Origin of the sequence: Streptomyces sp. AC555_RSS877 (assembly GCF_019049245.1) — a bacterium.
In the GTDB taxonomy this organism is placed as follows: Bacteria; Actinomycetota; Actinomycetes; order Streptomycetales; family Streptomycetaceae; genus Streptomyces.
In genome coordinates this window covers 1-14797 of record NZ_JAGMUK010000059.1, presented here as the reverse complement: position 1 = coordinate 14797, position 14797 = coordinate 1, and the positions used below count along the sequence as shown (strand labels likewise).

13 protein-coding genes are annotated in these 14797 nt (G+C 71.1%); 6 read left to right on the top strand and 7 right to left on the bottom strand.

Annotated features, from left to right (window positions below; all coding sequences use genetic code 11):
• Positions 1–107: 107 nt before the first annotated feature.
• Positions 108–548 (bottom strand): MarR family winged helix-turn-helix transcriptional regulator, encoded by a 441-nt coding sequence (locus KUM49_RS25580; protein WP_217239295.1) that lies wholly within the window; start codon positions 546–548, stop codon positions 108–110.
• A gap of 84 nt (positions 549–632) precedes the next feature.
• Here KUM49_RS25580 and KUM49_RS25575 point away from each other — a divergent pair, with 84 nt between their 5' ends.
• On the top strand, positions 633–1271 hold the full coding sequence (locus KUM49_RS25575) for a maleylpyruvate isomerase family mycothiol-dependent enzyme (protein WP_217239294.1): 639 nt from the start codon (positions 633–635) through the stop codon (positions 1269–1271).
• Positions 1272–1345: 74 nt separating this feature from the next.
• Here the strand turns inward: KUM49_RS25575 and KUM49_RS25570 are convergent, their stop codons facing one another.
• Positions 1346–2239, bottom strand: coding sequence for an aldo/keto reductase (locus tag KUM49_RS25570; RefSeq protein WP_217239293.1), 894 nt, complete (start codon positions 2237–2239; stop codon positions 1346–1348).
• A gap of 1 nt (position 2240) precedes the next feature.
• On the bottom strand, positions 2241–3155 hold the full coding sequence (locus KUM49_RS25565) for an NAD-dependent epimerase/dehydratase family protein (protein ID WP_374200199.1): 915 nt from the start codon (positions 3153–3155) through the stop codon (positions 2241–2243).
• Positions 3156–3200: 45 nt separating this feature from the next.
• Here KUM49_RS25565 and KUM49_RS25560 point away from each other — a divergent pair, with 45 nt between their 5' ends.
• From KUM49_RS25560 to KUM49_RS25540, 5 genes are all read left to right on the top strand, one after another.
• Positions 3201–3710 carry an Lrp/AsnC family transcriptional regulator gene (locus tag KUM49_RS25560; protein WP_254401781.1) on the top strand — a complete coding sequence of 170 codons (510 nt, stop codon included), beginning with the start codon at positions 3201–3203 and terminating at the stop codon, positions 3708–3710.
• A 29-nt stretch (positions 3711–3739) separates the two neighbouring features.
• Positions 3740–4168: a MerR family transcriptional regulator gene (locus KUM49_RS25555; RefSeq protein ID WP_217239291.1), complete on the top strand. Its 429-nt coding sequence runs from the start codon at positions 3740–3742 to the stop codon at positions 4166–4168.
• A 14-nt stretch (positions 4169–4182) separates the two neighbouring features.
• Positions 4183–4497, top strand: a complete 315-nt coding sequence (locus KUM49_RS25550) for a co-chaperone YbbN (RefSeq protein ID WP_217239501.1) — start codon at positions 4183–4185, stop codon at positions 4495–4497.
• Between the two features lie 176 nt (positions 4498–4673).
• On the top strand, positions 4674–6926 hold the full coding sequence (locus KUM49_RS25545; protein WP_217239290.1) for an AAA family ATPase: 2253 nt from the start codon (positions 4674–4676) through the stop codon (positions 6924–6926).
• 63 nt (positions 6927–6989) lie between these two features.
• Positions 6990–8405: a cytochrome P450 gene (locus tag KUM49_RS25540; protein WP_217239289.1), complete on the top strand. Its 1416-nt coding sequence runs from the start codon at positions 6990–6992 to the stop codon at positions 8403–8405.
• A gap of 115 nt (positions 8406–8520) precedes the next feature.
• On the opposite strand, the gene glgB is transcribed toward KUM49_RS25540, so the two are convergent.
• The 4 genes from glgB to KUM49_RS25520 form a co-directional block, all read right to left on the bottom strand.
• A complete protein-coding gene (gene glgB / locus KUM49_RS25535) occupies positions 8521–11115 on the bottom strand; it encodes a 1,4-alpha-glucan branching enzyme (protein ID WP_217239288.1) in 2595 nt (864 codons plus the stop codon).
• A gap of 67 nt (positions 11116–11182) precedes the next feature.
• Positions 11183–12571, bottom strand: a complete 1389-nt coding sequence (locus KUM49_RS25530) for a phosphotransferase (RefSeq protein WP_217239287.1) — start codon at positions 12569–12571, stop codon at positions 11183–11185.
• 112 nt (positions 12572–12683) lie between these two features.
• Positions 12684–14384 carry a maltose alpha-D-glucosyltransferase gene (gene treS, locus KUM49_RS25525; protein ID WP_217239286.1) on the bottom strand — a complete coding sequence of 567 codons (1701 nt, stop codon included), beginning with the start codon at positions 14382–14384 and terminating at the stop codon, positions 12684–12686.
• A partial coding sequence (locus tag KUM49_RS25520; protein WP_217239285.1) for an alpha-glucosidase C-terminal domain-containing protein occupies positions 14384–14797 on the bottom strand: 414 nt, incomplete at its 5' end. The genes KUM49_RS25520 and treS, both read right to left, overlap by 1 nt.

Below are 14797 nucleotides of genomic sequence, written 5' to 3'. Positions count from 1 at the left end.
GGCGGGGGGGCCCCGCCTCTTCCGCTGCCGCCGCCGACCGCGTCGAGCCTGAGCGCCCACCTCAGGGCCCTGCCGCAGCAGGCAGCCCTAGTGGGCCCGGCGCGCGGTCACGCCCATGGATCCGTGATCTCCCGCAACGCCGTCAACGCCTCCCGCAGCTGCTTCATGCGGCGCTTGCCGAGGTGTGACTCCCACTCCCGCTCGACCTCGGCGACCACGGCGTCGGCGACCTCCTTGGCCGCCCATGCCTTCGCCGCCCCGCACACCAGGCGGGCCCGCTTGTCCGTGGGGTCCGGTACGCGGGTGACGTAGCCCGCCTTCTCCAGCTGGTCGACCAGGAAGCCCGCGGTCTGCTTGGTGATCTGGGCCTGCTCGGCCAGCTCGGTCAGCCTCGTGCCGTTCGGGCCGATGCGCTGCATGACCCGGGCCTGGGCGGGCGTGAAGTCGTCGAAGCCGGCCTCGGCGAGCGCGGTGAAGACCCGGTTCTCCAGGGCCCGGTAAGGAAGGAACAGGAGCACGCCCGTGTTGAGCTCGCTCTCCGCCACCATGGCCGACGCCTCCCGCCCTCCTGCTTGACTTTGGTCAGAGCCTCTGACTAATTTGGTCAGAGAAGCTTACCACTTGAGTGGGTGATGCCCATGAATGCAGTGCTGGGGACCGACGAGCGCTGGCAGATCGTCGACCGGGAGCGGGCGAGCCTGGCCGACCTGCTGGAGGGGCTGAGCCCCGAGGAGTGGGAGACGCCCACGCGGTGCGGGGACTGGCGGGTGCGGGACGTGGCCGCGCATCTGACCCTCGCGGCGCGCTTCAGCTACCGGGCCGTCCTGAGGGAGTTCGTCCACGCCCGAGGTGACTTCGACCGGATGATCCACGACTCGGCGGTCCGCGAGGCCCAGCTGCCCGTCGCCGAGATCGCCGCCAACCTCCGCGCGATCGTCGGCTCCCGCCGCCTCGCGCCGACCACCTCGCCCCGCGAGCCCCTCCTCGACCTCCTCGTGCACGGCCAGGACATCGCCCTCGCCCTCGGCCGCCGGCGCGCGATGCCCCCGGCGGCCGCGCGTGACGCCGCCGACCGGGTGTGGACCATGCGGGTGCCGCCCCGCCCCTGGCCGCTGCCGAACGCCCGGCTCGTCGCCACCGACGTCGTGTGGACGCGCGGGGAGGGCGAAGAGGTCCGCGGCCCGATCGCCGCACTGCTCCTGCTGCTGACCGGGCGCCCGGACGCCGCCCGGCAGTGGTGCGAGCTGTCCGGTGTGGAGGACCTTCGCTGAACCGGGCGCAGCCGCTCACCGTCCGCCACAGACCCCGGCGGACACGGGGCGGCTCCCCGCCGGGCTGAGCCGTGTCACGGGCGGCGGGCGGCCTCGTCCAGGCGGGCCAGTTCCGCCGCGTCCAGCACCAGGTCCGCCGCGGCCGCCGAGTCCCGGATCGTCTCCGGGCGGCTCGCTCCCGGGATCGGGATCACGACCGGCGACTTCGCCAGCAGCCAGGCCAGGCAGACCTGTTGGGGACTGACCCCGCGCTCGGCCGCCACGTCGTGGAAGGAGCCGAAGCGCCGGGGGCCCACAAGCCGCGACGGCCCGTCCAGCGAGCTGCGCGAGATGCCGCCGAGCGGACTCCACGGCAGGAACGCCAGGCCCAGCTCCGCGCACAGCGTGAGCTCCGCCTCGCTGTCCCGTACGGCCGGCGAGTACCGGTTCTGCACCGCGACCAGCCGGTCCCCGAGGATGTCGCGGGCCGTCCGGATCTGCCCGACGTCCGTGTTGGACACCCCTGCCAGCCGGATCTTGCCCTCGTCGAGCAGTTCGCGCAGGGCGCCGACCGACTCCTCGAAGGGCACCGCCGGGTCGGGCTTGTGCAGCTGGTAGAGGCCGATCGCCTCCACGCCGAGCCGCTTGAGGGAGGCCTCGGCGGCCGACTTCAGATGCCGTGCGCCGCCGTCCACCGTCCAGTCGCCGTCGGCAGGTCTGCCCCGGCCGCCCTTCGTGGCCACCAGCACGCCGGACGTGTCACCGCCGTACGCGGCGAGTGCGCGAGCCACCAGCAGTTCGTTGTGGCCGGGCGCCGCCCCCGGCAGGTGGTAGGAGTCCGCCGTGTCCAGGAGGGTCACGCCCGCGTCGAGCGCCGCGTGCACGGTGGCCAGGGCGCGCGGCTCGTCCGGGTGGCCCTCGATGGACAGGGGCATCGCGCCCAGCCCGACGGCGCTCACGCGCAGGTCGCCAAGTGTGCGGTACCGCATGTCAGTTGCCACCCCTTCCGAGGGTGTCGGCCACGGCCCCCGGCAGCCACCGCCGTACGTCACCGAAGGCGAAACCGAGCCGGGCGGCCCGGGAGTTGTCCATGCCGTAGGAGCGGGCGAAGGAGAACGGGGAGACCTCGCCGACCTCGACGGGGTGCCAGACCGTCTTCCCGTCCGGGAAGTGCGCAGCCACCGCCTCGCACAGCTCTTCGGTGGTCAGCACGCCGTCGGAGGCCGCGTTGACCGGCCCGGTGAAGTCCGCGCCCGCCGCCCAGGCCAGGAAGTCGGCGATCTCCTCGACGTGGACGTAGGTGGCGGGCCGGTTCCCGGCCGGCACGGCGATCGGCTCGCCGGTGCGGATGCGGTCGGCGTAGTGCTGGAGCCGTCCGGTGAAGTCGTCGGCGCCGCCCAGCACATGGGCCACGCGCACGGACACGTACGGGAAGTCCGGGCCGGCCGCGAAGACCGCCTCCGCCTGCCGCTTGCCCTCGCCGTAGTGGGATTCCTGGAACTCCGGTTCCTCCCAGGGGAGTTCGAGGTCGACGGGGACGGTCGTCGGGTCGACGGCGTCCTCGCGTACGAGCGTGGCCGAGTCCTCGTGCTCGTAGACCTCGACCGTCGAGGTCATCACATAGCGCCCGGTCCGGCCGGCGAAGACCCGGCGGGCGGTCGCCGCCTGGCGCGGGGTGTAGCAGACCTGGTCGACGACGACGTCGAAGGTGCGGGAACCGAGTGCTTCGGTGAGGGATATCTCGTCATTGCGGTCGGCGACCAGATGAATCGCTCCGGGAGGAGGAGGGGAAGAGCCGCGATTGAGGACCGTGACCCGCTCTCCGGCGGCCAGCAGACGCGCGATCAGCCGCTTGCCGAAATAGCGGTTGCCGCCGATGACCAATACCTCTCGTGCCTTTTCCATGACCATAATTCTCCCGGCGTACACGCACGCACTGAAGGGGGAACCATGGGAGTTCCGGCCGCCACACCGAAAGAACCACGGCATCTGCGCGCCGCCGCCGACGAAACGTCGGTGGCCTTCGACGCGCTGGACCGGCAGATCCTGGAGCTCCTCCAGACCGACGGCCGGATCAAGCTCAGCGAGCTGGGCCGCCGGGTCCGCCTCAGCCCGGCGGCGGTCACCGAGCGGGTGCGGCGGCTGGAGGGCGCGGGCGTGATCAGCGGTTACGGCGCCCGGGTCGTCCCGGCCCGGCTCGGCTACGGCATCCAGGCGTTCATCCGCGTCAACCCGCACGGCGGGTACACCCTGAAGCACCCCAGGACCCTGGAGCTGATGGAGCGTCCCGAGATCACCGAGGTGCACCACGTGGTCGGCGAGGACTGCTGGTTCCTCAAGGTCGCCGTCCGGGACACCGTCCACCTGGAGGGGGTCCTGGAGGAGATCTCCGCCCTGGGCCGTACGACGACGTCGATCGTGCTGACCTCCCCGGTGGAGCGCAAACCGCTGTTGCCTTGACGTCGGCGTCAAGCCTTACGGTCGTCCACATGCGAATCGGCGAGCTGGCCGCACGGGCCGGGACCACGACCCGGACGCTGCGCTACTACGAGTCGCGCGGGCTGCTTCCCGCGCGGCGGGGCGGCAACGGATACCGGACGTACGACGAGAACGACCTGAGGCTGCTGAGGCAGATCCGGACGCTGCAGGACTTCGGGTTCGACCTGGAGGAGACGCGGCCGTTCGTGGAGTGCCTGCGGGCCGGGCACCCGGAGGGCGACTCGTGCCCGGCGTCGCTCGCCGTCTACCGGCGCAAGCTGTCGGAGCTCGACGAGCTGATCGGTGAGCTGCAGGCGGTGCGCGCTCAAGTCGGGGCGCAGCTGGAGAGGGCCGAGCGGGCGCGGGACGAACTGGCGGCCGAGGCGGAGGTTCCGGGGGGTCCGGAGCCGGTGTGCGAACTGGGGAGGAACCTCGAGTGATCAAGGCGGCGGGTGTGGCCGAGGTGACGGACGCGGACTTCGAGGCGGAGGTGATCGGGGCGGAGCTGCCGGTGCTGGTGGAGTTCACCGCCGACTGGTGCCCGCCGTGCCGGCAGATGGGGCCGGTGCTCAGTGCCCTCGCCGCGGAGGAGGGGGAGCGGCTCAAGGTGGTCCAGCTGGACGTGGACCACAACCCGGAGACCACCAACGCGTACAAGGTGCTGTCGATGCCGACCTTCATGGTGTTCCGGGGCGGCGAGCCCGTGAAGGCGATGGTGGGGGCCCGGCCCAAGCGGCGCCTGCTGGAAGAGCTGGCCGACGTGCTCTGAGCCGCGTACGGCATGAAGAAATCCCCCGAGCAATTGCGCTCGGGGGATTTGTTTGCGTATATTGAATGGTTCGCGAGTTCGCATAATCGAGTCGCAAAGAAGTTCAGTGAACACAGTGTATCCGGGCGGGAGCGGAATTGTCAAACACCGGTTTTCCCCAAAGTGAAGACAACGAATTGCGGCAGGAACAGCAATTCGTCGACGGGCTGTATGTGCGCGTCGACGCCCTGCGCGGCGACACCGAGGGCTCCGTCACGGACGCGCTCGCCCAGGGCAACACGCCCATGCAGGCCCGCCTCGAACGGGACATCCTGGTCGCCGAACGCTCGGGACTGCTGGCCGCGCTCAACGCGGTGGACGGCTCCCTCTGCTTCGGCCGGATCGACCTCACCTCGGGCGTCAGCCACCACATCGGCCGGATCGGCCTGCGCACCGACGACGCCGAGCGCACGCCGATCCTGATCGACTGGCGGGCGGACGTCGCCCGCCCCTTCTACCTGGCCACCGGCCACACCCCGATGGGTCTGCGCAGGCGCCGGCACCTCACCACCGAGGGCCGCCGGGTCACCGCCCTGCACGACGAGATCCTCGATCTCGGCGACGCCACCCGCACCGGCCACGAGGACCCGAGCGGCGACGCCGTGCTGCTCGCCGCGCTCAACTCCGCGCGCACCGGCCGGATGAGCGACATCGTGCAGACCATCCAGGCCGCGCAGGACGAGATCATCCGCGCGCCCCACCGGGGCGTGCTGGTCGTGGAGGGCGGGCCCGGCACCGGCAAGACGGCGGTCGCCCTGCACCGGGCCGCCTATCTCCTCTACGAGCACCGGGAACTGCTCGCCAAACGGGCCGTTCTCATCGTCGGCCCCAACCCCGCCTTCCTCGGCTACATCGGCGAGGTCCTGCCCTCGCTCGGCGAGACCGGCGTACTGCTGGCGACGGTCGGAGAGTTGTTCCCCGGCGTGAAGGCGCGCGCGACCGACCCGCCCGAGGCGGCCGCCGTGAAGGGTCGCGCCGACATGGCGGACGTCCTCGCCGCCGTCGTACGCGACCGGCAGGCGCTGCCCGACCCGGTGATCGCGATCGAGCACGACCGCGAGATCCTGATGCTGGACGACGACCTCGTGAACATGGCCCGTGAACGCACCCGGGCCGCCGGACTCCAGCACAACGCGGCACGCGAGCACTTCGAGGGCCACATCCTCAACACCCTCACGGACATGGTCGCCGAGCGCATCGGCACGGACCCGTACGACGGCTCCAACCTGCTGGACCCGAGCGACATCACCCAGATCCGCGACGACCTCGCCGAGAACCCCGAAGTCTGGTCGGCGATCGACCGGTTGTGGCCGAGGGTGACCTCGAAGCGCCTGGTCGCGGACTTCCTCGCGGCACCCGAGGGGTACGTCGGCGAGGAGGACGCCGCCGCCATCCGCCGCCCGGTGACACGGGCGTGGACCGTGGCGGACGTACCGCTGCTGGACGAGGCGGCGGAACTGCTCGGCGAGGACGACCGGGTGGCGCGGGCGCGCGCCGAGCGGGAGCGGGAGAACCAGGTCGCCTACGCGCAGGGCGTGTTGGACGTCTCGTACGCCTCTCGCACCTACGAGTTCGACGACAAGGACGAGGAGGACTCCGAGGTCCTGTCCGCGCACGACATCATCGACGCGGAGCGTTTCGCCGAACGCCACGAGGAGGACGACCACCGCAGCGCCGCCGAGCGCGCGGCGGCCGACCGCACCTGGGCGTTCGGGCACATCATCGTCGACGAGGCGCAGGAGCTGTCGCCGATGGCCTGGCGGCTGCTCATGCGGCGCAGCCCGACCCGCTCGATGACCCTGGTCGGCGACCCGGCCCAGACGTCGGAGGCGGGCGGTGTCGGTTCCTGGGCCGGGATCCTGGAGCCGTACGTCGAGGACCGCTGGGAGCACACCCGCCTCGGCGTCAACTACCGCACACCGGCCGAGATCATGGACGTGGCGGCCGCCGTCGTACGCGCCGAGCACCCCGGCTTCGAGCCCCCGAGTTCCGTGCGGTCGACAGGGGCTCGGCCCTGGGTGCGCGCCACCGACGACCTGCCCGGAGCGGTGGCCAAGGCGGTCGGGGAACTCGCCCCGGCCGAGGGCCGCCTCGCGGTCATCGCCCCGCGCGACCTGCACCGCGCGCTGGCCGCCCGGCTGGACGGAGTGACGGCGGGCGCGGAGCCCGACCTGACCCGGACCGTCGTCCTCCTCGACCCCCGGCAGTCGAAGGGCCTGGAGTTCGACTCGGTGCTGGTGGTCGAGCCGGCGCGGTACGGCACGAGCGACCTGTACGTCGCGCTGACCCGGGCGACCCAGCGGCTCGGGGTGCTGCACACCGGGCACCTGCCGGGGCCGCTGGCCGAGGCGCTCGGGGAGAACCGGGTTCCGGGCCACCGGATCGTGTAGGAGCCGTAACAGTTCGTGACGTGGTCACTGCACGTGCACGGTCGGTGCGGTAAGCGTGGCGGTATGGAAGCCCAGTCGCACCCCACCGCACCGGCCGGCAGCCCCACCCTCGCGGCGCTGTCCGTCGAACCGCTGCTCACCTCCGAGTTCGACGCCGACCCCGGTGCGGTGTACGAGCGGCTGCGGCGCACGTACGGGCCGGTCGCACCCGTCGGTCTGGCGGGCGTCCCCGTGTGGCTGGCGCTCGGCTACCCCGAGGTCATGGAGGTGCTGAGGAACGAGAGCCAGTGGCGGCGGGACGTCCGGTACTGGCGGGCCCGGGCCGAGGGGCGGCTGCCGCGCGAGTGGCCGCTGCTCGCGGGCTACGAGGTACGGCAGATGATGTTCATGGACGACGAGGAGCACCGGGCGGCCCGCCGCACCCACCACGCGGCCCTCGGCCCCTTCCAGGACGCCCGCAGCCCCGAGGGCTGGGAGTTGCGGGCCGCGGTCGCGCGCTACGCCGACGAGCTCGTCGGGATGCTGGCGGCGGAGTCCGGCTCGTCGGGCTTCGCCGACCTCGGGGCGCAGTACACCCGGCCGCTGCTGCTCATGGTGACCACCAAGCTGTTCGGCTGCCCCGTCGAACTAGGCGACGACCTCGTCATGGACCTGTGGCGGATGCTGGACGGCGGGCCGGACGCGGGCCCCGCGACCGGCCGCGCGCTGGCCGCGTTCACCCGGCTGGCCGCCCATCGCAGGGCCCGCCCCGGCGACGATCTCACGTCGTACATGCTGCTCGCCGACCCGGAGTTGAGCGACGAACAGCTCGGGCGTGAGCTGTTCATGAACGCCGTCTACCTGAACGACATCACCGGCAACATGGTCCTCAACGTGCTGCTGGAGGTACTGCGCGGCAACGCGACGGTCCGCCGCAGCCTGTCCGCCGGGCAGCTGGGCGAGACGGTCAACCGGGCCGCGCTGGCGAATCCGCCGGTCGCCAACATGTGTTTCCGGTTCGCCGCGCGGGACGTCCGGCTGGGCGACTTCTGGGTGCGGGCCGGGGAGGTGGTCTCACCGTCCGCGGCGGCAGCTCACCGGGACCTGCGGGCTCTCGGCTCCTCCCACCTGGTCGGTCCCGCGGTCTCCACACGGGCTCACCTCGGGTGGGGCGCCGGACCGCACCAGTGCCCCAGCGCGGCACGCGAACTGGGCGGGCTGATCGTGACGACGGCCGTGGGACGTGTCTTCGACCACTTCACCAAGGCCGAACTGACCCTTCCCCCAGACCAGTTGCCCTGGCGATCGGGGCCCGTGGTCCGGGGGCTGCGACTGCTGCCGGTCCGGTACGAGCTGGCGACCGGTGCACTGCCCTCGCCCCGCTCGGAAGTGACGCCCGCCGCTCACGGCACGCACGGCACACATGGCGGGGACGGTCACGCCAGGGGACTGCGGGCGGTGCTGCGCCGTCTGATGCACGCCGGCAAGAGGGAGGACTGACACACCAGACACACCCTCAGGATGGGCTTCCCTCTGCGGTGACGGCGCCCTGAAAAACTCAGGTGCCCGGGTTCTCCCTCCAGAAGGAGAACCCGGGCGCCCAGCCCTTTCCGGCTCAGGCCGGCCGCAGCCACACCGTCGACAGGGGCGGCAGCGTCAGCCGGATGCTCGCCGGGCGGCCGTGCCAGCCCTGGGCCTCCGGCTTGATGGCGTCGGGGTTCGTGACGTCGCTGCCGCCGTACCTCCCGGCGTCCGTGTTGAGGGCCTCGTACCAGGCCGGGACGTCGTCCGGGACGCCGAGACGGTAGTCGTGGCGGATGACGGGGGAGAAGTGGGAGACCGCGAGCAGGGGGTTGCCCTGCGCGTCGTAGCGCAGGAACGCGAAGACGTTGTCCTCGGCCGCGTCACCGACGACCCACTGGAAGCCGGCGGGGTCGGTGTCCCGCTGCCACAGCGCCGGGGTGTGCCGGTAGACGGTGTTGAGGTCGCGGACCAGGTCACGGACGCCCCGGTGGTCGGACTCCGCCCCGTACGCCGGGTCGAGGAGCCACCAGTCGGGGCCGTGGGCCTCGGACCATTCGGCGCCCTGGGCGAACTCCTGACCCATGAAGAGGAGCTGCTTGCCCGGGTGGGACCACATGAAACCCAGATACGCGCGCGTGTTGGCGCGTTGCTGCCACCAGTCGCCCGGCATCTTCGACACCAGCGAACGCTTGCCGTGGACCACCTCGTCGTGGGAGATGGGCAGCACGTAGTTCTCGCTGTAGGCGTACACCATGGAGAAGGTCATCTCGCCGTGGTGGTACTTGCGGTGGACGGGCTCGTGGCTCACGTAGTCCAGCGAGTCGTGCATCCAGCCCATGTTCCACTTCAGGCCGAAGCCGAGTCCGCCGAAGCCCCCCGGGCCCATGTGGTGGGTGGCGCGCGTGACGCCGTCCCAGGCCGTGGACTCCTCCGCGATCGTCACCACGCCCGGCACCCGCCGGTACAGGGTCGCGTTCATCTCCTGGAGGAACGCCACCGCGTCCAGGTTCTCCCGGCCGCCGTGCTCGTTCGGCGTCCACTGGCCGGCCTCGCGGGAGTAGTCGAGGTAGAGCATCGAGGCGACCGCGTCCACGCGCAGGCCGTCGATGTGGAACTCCTCGCACCAGTACACGGCGTTGGCGACCAGGAAGTTGCGCACCTCGCGGCGGCCGTAGTCGAACTCCAGGGTGCCCCAGTCGGGGTGGGCGGCCCGCAGCGGATCCTCGTGCTCGTACAGCGGGCGTCCGTCGAACTCGGCCAGCGCCCAGGCGTCGCGCGGGAAGTGCGCCGGCACCCAGTCCATCAGGACGCCGATCCCGGCCTGGTGCAGCGCGTCGACCAGGTACTTGAAGTCGTCGGGGGTGCCCAGGCGGGCGGTGGGGGCGTAGAAGCCGGTGACCTGGTAGCCCCAGGAGCCGCCGAAGGGATGCTCGGCGACCGGCATCAGCTCGACATGGGTGAACCCGAGGTCCTTGACATACGCCGGCAGCTGCTCGGCCAGCTGGCGGTACGTCAGGCCCGGTCGCCAGGACGGCAGATGGATCTCGTACACCGAGAACGGGGCCTCGTGGGCGGGGGCGTCCGCGCGGCGCGCCAGCCACTCCTCGTCGTGCCACTCGTGGTGCGAGGCGTGCACGACGGAGGAGGTGGCGGGCGGGACCTCCGTACGGCGGGCCAGCGGGTCGGCGCGCAGGGTCCGGGAGCCGTCCTGGCGGGTGAGCTCGAACTTGTACAGCTCGCCCTCACCGACGCCGGGCACGAACAACTCCCACACGCCGGTGCCGCCGAGCGAACGCATCGGATACGCGGTCGGGTCCCAGAAGTTGAAGGTGCCGGCCACCCGCACGCCCCGCGCGTTCGGCGCCCACACCGTGAAGCGGGTGCCGGCCACACCCTGGTGGGTCATCGGCTCGGCGCCGAGCGCCGTCCACAGCTCCTCGTGCCGGCCCTCCCCGATCAGGTGCAGGTCGAGGTCGCCCAGCGCGGGCAGGAAGCGGTACGCGTCCTCGACGTCCTGGACCGCCTCCTCGTACGCCACCAGGAGGCGGTACGCCGGGACGTCCCGCAGTGGCAGCAGGCCCGAGAAGAATCCGTCACCGTCGTCGTGCAGTTCGGCCCGCAGATCCCCGGCGACGACCGTGACGGCCAGCGCGTACGGCCGCAACGCGCGGAAGGCGACTCCGCCGGGCACCGGATGGGCGCCGAGCACGGAGTGCGGGGCGTGGTGGGTGCCGGTGAGCAGGCGCTCGCGGTCACCGGCGTCCACGGCGGGGGAGACGGCCACGGCTGTCTCCGACGGCGGGACGGGGACCGGGGCGGTGACCTTGTCCGTGACGGCCTTCGTCGCGACAGCCTTCTTCGCGGTGGCTTTCTTGGTGACGGCCTTCTTGGCGGCGGCTTTCTTGGTGGTGGCCTTCGCCGGGGCGGCCTTCGTCGCGGTGATCTTCGCCGGGGCGGTCTTCTTCGTCCCGGCCTTCTTCGTGGTCGCCTTCTTGGCCGTCGGAGTCGCCTTCTTCGCCGTGGTCTTCTTCGTCACCGTCTTCTCGGCGGTGGTCTTCTTCGCCGCCGCCTTCTTCACCGCTTCCTTGGGCGCGGTCGCCTTCTCCGCGGCCTTCTTCACACTCTTCGCGGCTTGCGCAGCGGTCTTCTTCGGGTCCGAACCGCTGGACGGGGTGCGGGGGGTCACTGGCGAGGCCTCCTCGGCGAAAAGTCTGGTCGGCGGATCCGGTCGGCAGATCCGGTCGGTCAGACGGTCAGATCAGGTCGGTGGTCACATAGCCCTCGATGGCCGCCATCGGCACGGGGAGCCAGTCGGGGCGGTGGCGGGCCTCGTAGACGACCTCGTAGATCGCCTTGTCCGTCTCGTAGGCGCGCAGCAGCACCGGGTCGGTCCGCGGATCGACGCCGCTGACCTCCGCGTACCCGGAGCAGTACGCCGCCCTGCACGCATCGGCCCAGCCCGGCACCGGCTGGTCGGCGGAGTGGGCCGCGTAGTCGAAGGAGCGGAGCATGCCCGCGATGTCCCGGGCGGTCGGCTGTGGCATCCGGCGTTCGGCGAGCGGTTTCGATGGCTCGCCCTCGAAGTCGATCAGCGACCACTGGCCGGCCGGCGAGCGCAGGCACTGGCCGAGGTGCAGGTCGCCGTGGATGCGCTGCGCGGTCCAGGTACGGCCCTCGGCGGCCAGGTCGGCCATCGCGGTGAACGCGGAGCGCAGCCCCGGCGCGTGCGGCCGTAGCGCGGGCACCGCCTGCGCGGCCGCCTCCAGGCGCTCGATCATGCCCTCGACCAGCGGCTGGAGCTGGGTGTGACCGATCGTGGCCGTGGGCAGCGCCCGGGCGAGCGCGGTGTGCACCTCGGCGGTGGCCCGCCCCAGTGACCGGGCCTCCGCGCTGAAGTCCTCGCTCTTGGCCAGCTCCCGCAGCGCGAGCTCCCAGCCGTCGGAGGCGCCCTGCACGAACGGCTGGAGGACGCCGAGGACGTACGACTCTCCGGACAGCTCGGCCCGCAGCCATCCCGTGGGTGCCGGCACCCGAGGGCAGCCCTCCTGGGCGAGGGCCAGCGGCAGCTCGAGGTCGGGGTTGGTGCCGGGCACGATCCGGCGCAACAGCTTCAGGATGAACGTATCTCCATAGACGATCGACGAGTTCGACTGCTCGGCGGTCATCACCCGGGGCACGAGCCCGTCCCGGATCTCCTGGTGGGGGTCGCGGTCGAAGCGCAGGCCGCCGATGCGGGCCTGCGAGCGCACGGCCTCCAGGAGCAGTTCGGCGGGCCGGGAGTCGTGCAGGGCCTCGTAGACCGTCTGTCCGGCGAGCGGGCCCTCCTCGACGTGGCCGATCAGCGCGGGCGCCAGCCGGGGCGGCAGCGCCTCGCGCACGCCTATGAGGAGCTGGTAGCAGTCACCGGGATGCGGCGGGCTGCCGAGGGTGAGGGGCTGGTGGGCACGCACCAGCAGGTGGTAGAGGCCCTGCTTCGCCGTCGGCGGCAGCAGCTCGGTGGCGGCCACCAGGGAGAACCCGGTGACCGGGCGGCCCTTGCCCGCGAACCAGCGCTGCCGCGGCAGCCACTCCCGCAGCAGTGGGTCCAGTGACGCAAGGAGGCCGGGATGTGTCGTGGCGTTACGGGTGACGGCTTCCGACATGGCGTCGCGTCCTTTCCCCGGGTGGGCGGGGTGTTACTGATGCGTGCCCCGGGCGGGGCGGGGGAAACCGACCCGCCCGGGGTTCGGCCGGGCTGAGCCGGTCGCTGAGCGGCTATGCCGCGTCCTTGCGGAGCCGGAACCAGTAGAACCCGTGTCCGCCGAGAGTCAACAGGTACGGCAGATCACCCACGGCCGGAAAACGGACCCCACCGAACAGCTCGACCGGATGCCGCCCGTTGAACGCGCTCAGATCCAGCTCCGTCGGCTGCGCGAACCGCGAGAAGTTGTTCACGCACAGCACGAGGTCGTCCTCGTACTCCCGGAGGAAGGCGATCACCGCCGGGTTGGAGGAGGGCAGCTCCGTGTAGGACCCCAGACCGAAGGCGTGGTTCTGCTTGCGGATCTCGATCATGCGGCGGGTCCAGTGCAGCAGGGAGGACGGGGAGGCCATCGACGCCTCGACGTTCGTCACCTGGTAGCCGTGCACCGGGTCCATGATCGTGGGCAGGTAGAGCCGTCCCGGGTCGCAGGACGAGAAGCCCGCGTTGCGGTCCGGGGTCCACTGCATCGGCGTGCGTACGGCGTCGCGGTCGCCGAGCCAGATGTTGTCGCCCATGCCGATCTCGTCGCCGTAGTAGAGGATCGGCGAGCCCGGCAGGGACAGCAGCAGAGCCGTGAACAGCTCGATCTGGTTGCGGTCGTTGTCCAGCAGCGGTGCCAGCCGCCGCCGGATGCCGATGTTGGCGCGCATGCGGGGATCCTTGGCGTACTCCGCCCACATGTAGTCGCGTTCCTCGTCGGTGACCATTTCGAGGGTCAGCTCGTCATGGTTGCGCAGGAAGATGCCCCACTGGCAGTTCGACGGAATGGCCGGGGTCTTCGCGAGGATTTCCGACACCGGATACCTCGATTCCCTGCGCACCGCCATGAAGATGCGCGGCATGACCGGGAAGTGGAACGCCATGTGGCATTCGTCGCCGCCGCTTCGGTAGTCGCCGAAGTAGTCGACGACGTCCTCCGGCCACTGGTTCGCCTCCGCCAGCAGCACCGTGTCCGGGTAGGAGGCGTCGATCTCCTTACGGACCCGTTTGAGGAACTCGTGGGTCGCCGCAAGGTTCTCGCAGTTGGTGCCCTCCTCCTGGTACAGGTACGGCACCGCGTCGAGCCGGAAGCCGTCGATGCCCAGGTCCAGCCAGAACCGCAGTGCGGAGATGATCTCCTCCTGCACCGCCGGGTTCTCGTAGTTGAGGTCGGGCTGGTGGGAGAAGAAGCGGTGCCAGTAGTACTGCTTGCGGATCGGGTCGAAGGTCCAGTTGGAGGCCTCGGTGTCGACGAAGATGATCCGCGCGTCCTGGTACTGCTTGTCGTCGTCGGCCCACACGTAGTAGTCGCCGTAGGGGCCGTCCGGATCCTTCCTGGACTCCTGGAACCAGGGGTGCTGGTCGCTGGTGTGGTTCATGACGAAGTCGATGATGACGCGCATGCCGCGGTGGTGCGCGGCGTCGACGAACTCCACGAAGTCGGCGAGGTCGCCGAACTCGGGCAGGACGGCGGTGTAGTCCGAGACGTCGTATCCGCCGTCCCTCAGGGGTGACTTGAAGAACGGCGGCAGCCACAGACAGTCGACCCCCAGCCACTGCAGGTAGTCGAGTTTCGCGGTCAGGCCCTTGAGGTCGCCGACGCCGTCACCGTTGCTGTCCTGGAAGGAGCGGACGAGGACCTCGTAGAAGACGGCGCGCTTGAACCACTCGGGGTCCCGGTCCTTGGCCGGGGTGTCCTCGAAGGTGTCGTGGACGGGCTCGTTGACGATCATTATGTGGGTGACCCTCCGATCTGCGGGGTGGACGGTCGCAGAACCGAGAAGATGTGCGCGGGCCGGGTGCCCGGTTCGAGGCGCACATAATTGGCCCTGCCCCAGTGATAGGTCTCACCGGTGAGCTCGTCGCGCACCGGCACCGACTCGTGCCATTCCAGGCCGAGTTGCGGCATGTCCAACGAGACCGTCGCCTCCTGGGTGTGGTGGGGGTCGAGGTTGGCGACCACCAGAACCGTGTTCGAACCGCTCCGCTTCGAGTAGGCGATCACCGCTTCCTGGTCCGCGTGGTGGAAGTGGAGATCACGCAGCTGCCGCAGGGCCGGGTGTGCGCGCCGGATCGTGTTGAGCCGGGTGATCAGGGGGGTCAGGGAGCGGCCCTCGCGGTCGGCGGCTTCCCAGTCGCGTGCGGT

What these genes read in the sequence shown, in the direction of transcription:
- KUM49_RS25570 (WP_217239293.1), bottom strand. Translation starts at nt 2,239, where the DNA reads ATGCGGTACCGCACACTTGGCGACCTGCGCGTGAGCGCCGTCGGGCTG.
- KUM49_RS25540 (WP_217239289.1), top strand. Translation starts at nt 6,990, where the DNA reads ATGGAAGCCCAGTCGCACCCCACCGCACCGGCCGGCAGCCCCACCCTC.
- KUM49_RS25575 (WP_217239294.1), top strand. Translation starts at nt 633, where the DNA reads ATGCCCATGAATGCAGTGCTGGGGACCGACGAGCGCTGGCAGATCGTC.
- KUM49_RS25580 (WP_217239295.1), bottom strand. Translation starts at nt 548, where the DNA reads ATGGTGGCGGAGAGCGAGCTCAACACGGGCGTGCTCCTGTTCCTTCCT.
- treS (WP_217239286.1), bottom strand. Translation starts at nt 14,384, where the DNA reads ATGATCGTCAACGAGCCCGTCCACGACACCTTCGAGGACACCCCGGCC.
- KUM49_RS25560 (WP_254401781.1), top strand. Translation starts at nt 3,201, where the DNA reads ATGGGAGTTCCGGCCGCCACACCGAAAGAACCACGGCATCTGCGCGCC.
- KUM49_RS25530 (WP_217239287.1), bottom strand. Translation starts at nt 12,571, where the DNA reads ATGTCGGAAGCCGTCACCCGTAACGCCACGACACATCCCGGCCTCCTT.
- KUM49_RS25555 (WP_217239291.1), top strand. Translation starts at nt 3,740, where the DNA reads ATGCGAATCGGCGAGCTGGCCGCACGGGCCGGGACCACGACCCGGACG.
- KUM49_RS25565 (WP_374200199.1), bottom strand. Translation starts at nt 3,155, where the DNA reads ATGGAAAAGGCACGAGAGGTATTGGTCATCGGCGGCAACCGCTATTTC.